The sequence below is a fragment of the uncultured Turicimonas sp. genome (assembly GCF_902477955.1).
GTDB lineage: Bacteria > Pseudomonadota > Gammaproteobacteria > Burkholderiales > Burkholderiaceae_F > Turicimonas.
Map to the genome: position 1 here is coordinate 1 of NZ_CABSJB010000066.1, position 6,651 is coordinate 6,651.

Sequence of the window (6,651 nt, forward strand, 5' to 3'; positions counted from 1 at the left end):
GCACCATACTGTTCATCATAAGTTTGACTAATGAGCGTGCCGGCAATTTTCCAAACTTATGATGAACAGTATGGTGCTGACAATAAAAACTCTATTCAAAACAAACTGAAAGATAAAAAGAAAATTATCTGTGATATTGAATCAGTCGTTCCTAACGGAAACGGTGTAGCTACTGTTCGATTCACTAAGAGACTGGTTGATACCTATACCAATCAAGAAGAGATGAGGCACTCTTGGAGAGCCACGATCGGATACGAATACAACCCGACGTATTCGATGGAAGAGTCGCAGCGTCTGATTAATCCGCTTGGGTTTACTGTTACAAGCTGGCGTACTGACCGCATTTTGGAGGGTACGCCATGAAAAAATTAACAGTTAAAGTTATCGCTGCAAGTTTGATTGCTCTGTCTGCTTTTTCCGTCAGTGCCTTAGAAAAACCGGTTTCCAGCAGTCTGGACAAACGAGTTCTTTATACCGAACATAAAGAAGGTCAGGTCTATCCAATTAATGCCGTCAACGGCGTTATTACTGCCATTGTTTTCGGTGAGGGAGAAAAGGTTCTTGATTGGGGCAGCGGATACTCTACCGCTTGGGAATTTGCTGCACGCAATAATCATTTTTTCCTGAAGCCAAAAGATTTTCAAGGCACAACAAACTTAGTGGTCGTCACTGACCGGTACACCTATCTTTTTGATGTAAAACTTACTTCAAATAAAAAGAACGCCACTTACTCGATGACCTTCAGATATCCAATGCTGGAGGCTCAGAAAGCTCAAGAAGAAGCTAAGAAAAAAACTGTGAATGCTTTGTTAAGCAACTCGCCTTTAAATGAAGCGGCAATCGAGGAGGAGGAGAAGAAGAACACGCTTTACACCGAAAACTTCGGCTCCTCTTCTCTGTCAAGAGATCTGGCTCCCCTTGAGATTTTTGATGACGGCCAGTTTACTTATCTTAAGTTCGACAAGCACACCGATTTTCCCGCTGTTTACAGAGTTGCAGACGATGATGAAGAAACTCTGCTTAACAGTCATGTCAAAGGACAATGGCTTGTAATTCACGGAATTTACAAAGAACTAAGACTTCGAGCCGGACAAGGAGTAGTCGGCATCTACAACGACGGCTATACCGGAGGCGGTGTAAGAAAAGAAACCGGCGTAAGCGTTCCCGGTGTCGAACGCACGCTTATTAAGGAGGTCAATTAATATGGCCCAACAAGACAAAATCAATTCAATCGAACAAGAAGAGACTGACCTTGCTCAGACAAGTAAAGGCATTCCGAGCGTTGCCGGAAAAAGAAAAAACAAGTCTAAAAAAGGAGCTGTAATTGGTGTCTGCTTGGCTTTGTTTCTTTTAGCCTGCATTGGTGTTGGTTTTTATCAGAAATTTGCTCCAAAGTCAGTTGAAACAAAGGAAAAAGAGCCTATTCATTACAACTCTGCAAAATCTTTAATTTTGCCTTCTCTTGAATCAATTACTCCTCCAGAACCAAAAGTTGAACCTCAAGTAAAGAGTATTGAAGTAAAAGAAGAAAAGTCTCCAACTGTAGCTCCGCTCCCGGCTCCTGCAACCGTAACAGTATTTAGTGAGCCTCCTCGAATTGAATCTACCGGACCTCAAGGGTTCGGTGCTCCGGCAAAAGAGCAAAAGAAGGAGCCGACACTTGCTGAAAAACGGAATATGGCTCCGATGATGGGAGAATCCTCCGGAGCTTCCGGACAAGGGGGCGGCAACGGAAAAGGACTAGCAAGCACCCTGCGGGAAGAAGAGCAGGAAGGTTATGTGAGCTCCGGTGCGGGCGGCAAGCTCGGTTCTCTTATGCACGGCATGGCTACTCCTTCAACAAGAGCCGTCATGATGCCGGATCGAAACTTGCTATTGGCAAAGGGTACGTTTATTGACTGCATTTTGGAAACTAAGCTTGATACGACTGTCCCGGGCATGACGAGCTGCGTAATCCCACAGGATGTTTATTCAGCAAACGGCAAAGTTTTATTGATAGAAAAAGGCTCTAAAGCTATCGGTGAGTACAAGGGAGCTGTTGAAAACGGTCTTAATCGAATTTTTGTTCTTTGGACTCAAGTCCAGACTCCTAAGGGAGTAAGAGTCATGCTTGATTCGCCGGGTACTGACTCTTTGGGCGGCTCCGGGCTTCCCGGTCATATCGACTTTCATTGGTGGGCCCGCTTTGGCAATGCTCTTCTGTTTACTTTAGTTCAGGACGGTTTTGAGTTTGCGATGACTAAACAGACAGAGAATTCCGGCGGCGTTAACTACTACCAAAACTCCCAAGACGGCATGGAAAAAATCATTGAAGAAGCTATGCGTCAAAGCGGCAATATTCCTCCGACACTGACAAAAAATCAAGGTGAGAGAATCGGCATTTTTGTTGCCAGAGATGTTGATTTTTCGGGTGTCTATCAGCTTAATCCGATAAAGAGGTAAGGAGAAATGAGATACTATTTTACAAAATCTTCTTGGGTTAAGCCGGTTTTCTTTCGTGTTTCGACAATAGGAACCACAAAAGTTTTTCTTTCAACTTTGCCTTGTTTCATCTGCCGGACTGAAGAAATAAGATCTTCGCAGAATTGGTTTATTTCATCGTCCACTGAGAACTTATTAAGTTTTTTTTGGGACATCAAATATTTCCTTCAAGCTTTTAGGCTAAAGAAGCCTCAATTGTGCGTAAGAGAGACTTTCTCAACCAAGGCCGGAAGAGAAAGCAGCAAACCCGTTTTTTCAAGGTTGATTTCCGCTTGTCGAAGATCATATGCACTTTGCATATTAAGAAGCAAGCGAGCACTGATACCTAAAGTTTTTTGCACACGCAAAGCTAAATCCGCTGAAATCCCTATCTTTCCAGAGATGATTCCGAAAACAGTTGAAGGAGAGACCTTCAATGCCTTCGCTAAGGAAGCCGGCGTGATCTTAAAAGCAGTAAGGACGTCTTCAATGATTAGCCCGGGATGGCATGGATTTAGTTTTGTCATTAATAGTCGTCCTTGTAATCAAAAATGGGCGGATAACTTTCCATTTCCCAATCCTAAAAGCACGGTGAGGATTGCGCAAGCCGCCAATCTGATTTAGCTATTTTTACCTATTAGAACTTAAGAGAGGAATTAATGAAGAACGCACATGAAAAGTTGAACCAACGGCATAAGCTCAGTGAAGAAAATCAGAGAGCATTGCAGACGCTGCTGGAAGCATACGGAAAAACAAAAGAATTTAAAGAGCATCCGCAGCTTGCAGAAGGACTTGAAGAAAAACTCACTTCAGTGTTTCTTAGTGCGCAGAATCAAGGAATAAAAATTTCTTTGAACCGCTACGACATCAATGCACCAAGCCGTAATGCCGTTAGAGTCCAGTTCAAACAACAATCAAAAGAAAAAGAAAAATAAATAAAACTAATTTCAATTTGCACGACTAGCGGAGACAAACCAATCCTTAAGGAAAAAAGAAATGGAATTTAAAGACAGGCTGAAATATGCCGACACACTTTATGTATCTCAGCATTGGGCATCATATCTTGCCGGAGCGACAGACGAGCTTCCTTCCGATTTAGACGAAAAAGAAGAAAAAGGCATTGAAAAATTTGAAAGAGAATGGGAGGTTGTCGAAGTTAAACCGGAGACTGTAGACGCACCGGTATTTGCAAGATGTGAAATTAGCGGTTTGATGGCTGACTGCGTTGAAGTAGTCGCAATTAACCGTGATCTCATAAAAGCTGAAGAGCAGAGAATCGAGACTGACAATAAGTTAGGTAAGTTGTCAGAGGAGAATAAAAAAACATTTGAAAGCGTCTATCAAGCTCATATTCGCCAAGATGAGTTTCGCAATCATCCGGACCTAAAACCTGCCTTTCGAGCAAAGCTAGCAGATATGTTTTTGGCCGCTCAAGAAAAGGGAGTGACATTGAAACTAAACGAGCCTTCCCCTCAGAAAACTGCTGAAACTGTCGGCAAAGAAAAGCCGGCAAATAAAGATCAAGAACGTTAATAAAAATTGGAATGTGAGGAAGATATGGCTCGCTTAATGGCTGAACAACTTGAATTAGACTTTTTTGCTCTTTTGCCCGAGAAGACAGAAGAGGCTCCCTCTGTCAGAAGTCCTGTTTCACGAGTTTCTAAACCGGCAGTGAAAATGCCGGAAACTTCGGAAAGAGTTCAATTTAATCGGGACGGAAGCAGGAAACTTAATGATTTTGGTGAAGATCTGGACAACCAGCGCAAAGGCAAAGTCAGAGTCAATAGACAATCAAATCAGTTTCTCTATGACGAGCAAAGCGAACTGGAGAAACGTCTATCAAGGGAGCCATTGGATTCAGTTTGGCCCAAAGATTCGATAATAGAACTTCAAAAAATTAATCCGAAGGCTGCCGCATGCCTCTGGCTTGTTAGAGGAACTATGAGCGGCAGAAAGCCTGCACAAAGCTCGCCTCGTTATCAAGGTTACTTAAAAACAGCGTTAACCGCAATCGGTCTGCACCGTCAGGTGCTCTTTGGAGAGGATGCTCCAGAAGTAGGAGATGTCAGAGCTTTTGATAGATTTTATGGAATAGGAAAAGAAAGTTATGAGGTTCTATCTCTAGCCGATGGTAAGTTCTGGCCTTATTTGAGAATGGGTGTATTCCGAAACGCAAAAGCCATTCCCACTGCTAATGATTGGAAATTGAGTGATGGTTCGGATATTAACGATTACCCCTTTCAAATTGCAGTCGGTTTTAATGAAAATAACGCCAAAGAGAAACATCCTCTGTGTTTTCTGGACGAAGACGGAGAAAGAATTCCTTATATAGCTGTTGTTGTCGGCAAAGATGAAGAGGAATTTAAGCAAAATTTAAATCGGCAATTGAGTATTTCTCTGCAAAGGTATTTAGAGGCTGAAAAGCAAGAAGATGAACAAAAGGAAGATAAACCCAAAAAGATTTCAGCTATTCGATTGTTTGGGCGCGGGGACCGTCAATCTCATACTTATGAAATCTATGGAAAACAGGGCAGCATAGAGCTTCAACTTACCGAAAGGATAGCTTTTAAATCCGACGCGGATTTTTGGGATTATGTGCTCAGACATCAAGAAGAGTTTGAAAGCAAATATCTTGAACTAAGGACGGAGTATTCAAAAAGCGAGAAGGATTGGAGAGGAAATTCACCTATTCGTGAAAGAATTGGGACTGATTGGCGGCAAGGAAAAGACGCTACGCCGGAAATGTTTATGTCAACGTTCGGTTTCCGTGGCGTCGAATTCGGTAATTGGGTAAAACAAGGCAAACACGGCAGAGAGCGTCAGTGGATGCTTAACAATGCTTTTGATTCTCTCAAAGATCTGGCAGAAATTTTAAACATACCTCCTAAGGCCGTTGCTCTGAACGGTGAACTGGGACTTTGTTTTGGTTCCCGAGGATTCGGCTCTGCTTCTGCTCACTATGACCCGCAAAATCGACTGATTAATCTGACAAAAACTAAGGGATATTCGAGTTTGGCGCATGAATGGTTTCATGCACTGGATCACCACATGGCTTGTGATCTATATGAAGCGAAACTCTTCGAAAGCAAATTCCTAAGCGACAAGGCTGAACCTGTAAGGTTCGGTCTATCAGAGGCTTATAAAGAAAATCTGCGCAGACAAATTGAAGCCTACTCAAAAACGCCCGATGCGGTTGTGGAATCAATTGAAAGCAAACTTACATCAAACCCTTTGTTTCCCGCCGTAAGCACAGGCCTTGTGTTGGAGACCCTTACTCATCACACTGCATTTAAAGACGGCAGAAGCGTGACCTATTCGTTGAAACACCAAATTACTAAAGACGACCTCAGAGAAATTCACTTCGAGCATGAAACCAAGCTGCGTCCGCAAGTTTTTCATGCGTGGGGAGATGTGGTAGAAGCAATAAGAGCTTCTTCAATGCATCAAAGAATGAAGAAGAAAAACGCTTATTGGCAGTCGAAAATAGAAGAATCTGCCAGAAGTTTTGAAGCCTTTATTCAGTATCGCTGTAAAGAACTTAACATACAAAATGATTTCCTGACTAATGCCGCTTTCAGTGAAAAATCTCTAGGAAAAGATAACTTCTATCCGTACTTAGACGGAGAAGATGTAAAGAAGGTATGCGATAAATTCAGAGAACTCTTTGCCGTTATTAAAAATAAAGAAACAAAAAAGGGAGTAGAGCTTTATTCGAGAGAAATAACAGAAAAAGCAGGGACACCTCGTTTGGACATTAGAGAGCTCCTAACCAAAGAATTCGGTGAAAACGGAATTGTTCAGCTTATCAAGGCAAACAAACTTTACATTGCTCAAAATCAGGAGGAGGCTCTTTTCATTCACGCCACGAAAGAACGAGAAGGCAGCTTTCAAACCTTGTCTGTTCAAGAGCCGATAAACGAAAAAATTCTGGGTTTCTACGATCCCAAGGCAAAATGCTCTTATCTGGTTGCAGACAACCTGACCAAGGAAAATTCTGTTGCCGTTGTGCTTCATGAAATCGGCGTGCATATGTCACGGGATTCGCAGTTTAAAGAGAGAACCGAAAGACTGATTACACAGGCTAATGAACTTTTCCGAGAAGGATTAAAAGAAAAAGACCCTCTGATGGAAAAAGTACAGAAAAGACTTTCTGACTCCAATGTACAGCCGTTCTTTAAAAATTACAAAGAG

At 42.3% G+C, this 6,651-nt stretch carries 8 protein-coding genes; 6 read left to right on the forward strand and 2 right to left on the reverse strand.

Going from position 1 to position 6,651, the window contains the following annotated elements; all coding sequences use genetic code 11:
* Positions 1 to 30: 30 nt before the first annotated feature.
* The 3 genes from RDK53_RS12045 to virB10 are packed head-to-tail and all read left to right on the forward strand — an operon-like array spanning position 31 to position 2,442.
* The gene (locus RDK53_RS12045; RefSeq protein WP_308515196.1) at positions 31 to 363 is read left to right on the forward strand and encodes a type IV secretion system protein; all 333 of its coding nucleotides are present in this window, start codon (positions 31 to 33) and stop codon (positions 361 to 363) included.
* Entirely contained in the window at positions 360 to 1,202 is an 843-nt protein-coding gene (locus tag RDK53_RS12050; protein WP_308515199.1) for a TrbG/VirB9 family P-type conjugative transfer protein, read from the forward strand. The genes RDK53_RS12045 and RDK53_RS12050 overlap by 4 nt, the downstream gene beginning before the upstream one ends.
* Before the next feature lies 1 nt (position 1,203).
* On the forward strand, positions 1,204 to 2,442 hold the full coding sequence (virB10, locus tag RDK53_RS12055) for a type IV secretion system protein VirB10 (protein ID WP_308515200.1): 1,239 nt from the start codon (positions 1,204 to 1,206) through the stop codon (positions 2,440 to 2,442).
* A 14-nt stretch (positions 2,443 to 2,456) separates the two neighbouring features.
* On the opposite strand, the gene RDK53_RS12060 is transcribed toward virB10, so the two are convergent.
* Together RDK53_RS12060 and RDK53_RS12065 are read right to left on the reverse strand one after the other, a co-directional pair.
* Positions 2,457 to 2,636: a hypothetical protein gene (locus RDK53_RS12060; protein WP_066593139.1), complete on the reverse strand. Its 180-nt coding sequence runs from the start codon at positions 2,634 to 2,636 to the stop codon at positions 2,457 to 2,459.
* 36 nt (positions 2,637 to 2,672) lie between these two features.
* A complete protein-coding gene (locus tag RDK53_RS12065; RefSeq protein ID WP_308515203.1) occupies positions 2,673 to 2,987 on the reverse strand; it encodes a HigA family addiction module antitoxin in 315 nt (104 codons plus the stop codon).
* 132 nt (positions 2,988 to 3,119) lie between these two features.
* On the opposite strand from RDK53_RS12065, the gene RDK53_RS12070 reads away from it, so the two are divergent.
* From RDK53_RS12070 to RDK53_RS12080, 3 genes are all read left to right on the forward strand, one after another.
* Entirely contained in the window at positions 3,120 to 3,395 is a 276-nt protein-coding gene (locus RDK53_RS12070; protein WP_308515205.1) for a hypothetical protein, read from the forward strand.
* Positions 3,396 to 3,456: 61 nt separating this feature from the next.
* Entirely contained in the window at positions 3,457 to 3,993 is a 537-nt protein-coding gene (locus tag RDK53_RS12075) for a hypothetical protein (RefSeq protein WP_308515206.1), read from the forward strand.
* A 36-nt stretch (positions 3,994 to 4,029) separates the two neighbouring features.
* On the forward strand, positions 4,030 to 6,651 hold a 2,622-nt coding region (locus RDK53_RS12080), incomplete at its 3' end, for an LPD1 domain-containing protein (RefSeq protein WP_308515208.1).

Excerpts from the sequence above, each read along its gene's own strand:
- RDK53_RS12045 (WP_308515196.1), top strand. The coding sequence starts at position 31 with ATGAGCGTGCCGGCAATTTTCCAAACTTATGATGAACAGTATGGTGCT.
- RDK53_RS12050 (WP_308515199.1), top strand. The coding sequence starts at position 360 with ATGAAAAAATTAACAGTTAAAGTTATCGCTGCAAGTTTGATTGCTCTG.
- virB10 (WP_308515200.1), top strand. The coding sequence starts at position 1,204 with ATGGCCCAACAAGACAAAATCAATTCAATCGAACAAGAAGAGACTGAC.
- RDK53_RS12060 (WP_066593139.1), bottom strand. The coding sequence starts at position 2,636 with ATGTCCCAAAAAAAACTTAATAAGTTCTCAGTGGACGATGAAATAAAC.
- RDK53_RS12065 (WP_308515203.1), bottom strand. The coding sequence starts at position 2,987 with ATGACAAAACTAAATCCATGCCATCCCGGGCTAATCATTGAAGACGTC.
- RDK53_RS12070 (WP_308515205.1), top strand. The coding sequence starts at position 3,120 with ATGAAGAACGCACATGAAAAGTTGAACCAACGGCATAAGCTCAGTGAA.
- RDK53_RS12075 (WP_308515206.1), top strand. The coding sequence starts at position 3,457 with ATGGAATTTAAAGACAGGCTGAAATATGCCGACACACTTTATGTATCT.